Genomic DNA, 1,328 nt, shown 5'->3' with positions numbered 1-1,328 from the left:
GGGGGAGGTTGCCGAGGGTTTCTGGGTGGTTGAATTGGTCGATGGGGAGGCCGTTGAAGAGTTTGGGGAGGGTTTCGGCTGGTGGGAGTACCGGCCAGTTGATCTTTGGGGGGAGTTTGCGTTTCGGGGTGGGGGTGCCCAGATCAATCGGGGTGGGGGTGCCCGACGGCCTGGCCTGGCCCGGGCTGCCGCTAGGACCCGGGCTGGTGCTGGTGGTGGTTGGGGTGGGGCGCCACCACATCACCCCTGCCAGCACCGCGAGCACCACCGCAAGCACCACGGTGACGGCCAGCCAGGCGGGGCGGGTTCTCACTGGTCGCCTCGCTGGTTACCGCGCGCGTCCGGGTCATCGAGCTCGTCGAGGGTATCCATCGGCGGGGTGGCTCGCATGCCGGGGATGTCCCCGGCCTTGATCCCGGCCTTCGCGGTGCCGTGGGGCCAAATAAAGTTGACGAGCACCCGAGGCGCATTCTGCGCGGCCACGAGGTCCTCGCTCATGCGCTGCTCGGTATTCGCCAGGAGATCTTGCAGCGACCGGAGCTCCAAGAAAGCATTGTCGAGCAGCTGGGTCAACCGTTTGGTGGCCGCGTAATGCTCAGTACAGCTCACCACATAGGAATCCGCCTCGAAACGCTCCACCACCTGACACAGATACTCATACCCCGCAGCCAACATCGCCTCGTTAACCTCAATCGCGGTTCCGTGGGCCTTCAGCAACACCTGGAACAGCCCGAGCATCTCCTGACTGGCCTGGGTCTGCACCCCGGCCATCTCGGTGTACTCATCGGCCGCGGGCCCGCTCCAACCGGGCACCTTCTCCATCGAGGGCAACGACTCCGCAATATCTTGCGCGCTCTCGGCTGCTTTCTGCAGCTGATTGAGCTCGGCTTTCAGCCGGGCGGGAACATTCAGGTGCTCGATGAAACCATCGATCACCGCGGTCAACACCTCCAAAGCAACATCCGCGGCCTCACAAACGCTGGCATTCGCCTCGATCAGCCTCGCCAAGAGCTCGCCCTGGTAGGGGCTCGCGTTGGGCAGGTTAGCGTGGTCTTGCTCGATCATCCGATCGCTCTTGATGCGGTCTTCCTCCTTGACCCGCGCCACCAGCGCACTCACCTCCGCCATCTTCTCCGGCAACCCCTCCCACGCCGCAGGCCCTTCAGAGCCCGGCCCGGCCGGGGGCGGGGTGGGGCGGTCTTTGGGTAGGAGTTGGTTTACGAGGTCTTTGAGGCGTTGAAAGAGCGAGCCTGCGTCTTCTGGTCCGGCCATTAGCGTTCTCCAATCTGGTCACCGGATTGTTGTGCGCGGTCTTCTTGTTCCGTGTA

1 protein-coding gene and 1 pseudogene are annotated in these 1,328 nt (G+C 64.0%); both read right to left on the bottom strand.

All coding sequences use genetic code 11. The features are described 5' to 3' along the window. Positions 1-313, bottom strand: a pseudogene (locus EII42_RS12055) (hypothetical protein); the annotation flags it as partial. Continuing rightward, entirely contained in the window at positions 310-1,272 is a 963-nt protein-coding gene (locus tag EII42_RS12050; protein WP_125172398.1) for a hypothetical protein, read from the bottom strand. The pseudogene EII42_RS12055 and the gene EII42_RS12050, both read right to left, overlap by 4 nt. Positions 1,273-1,328: the final 56 nt, after the last annotated feature.

The organism is Tessaracoccus sp. OH4464_COT-324, assembly GCF_003932855.1.
In the GTDB taxonomy this organism is placed as follows: domain Bacteria; phylum Actinomycetota; class Actinomycetes; order Propionibacteriales; family Propionibacteriaceae; genus Arachnia.
Note: the sequence above shows the minus strand (reverse complement) of the source record. Positions and strands in the feature narration are given on the sequence as shown.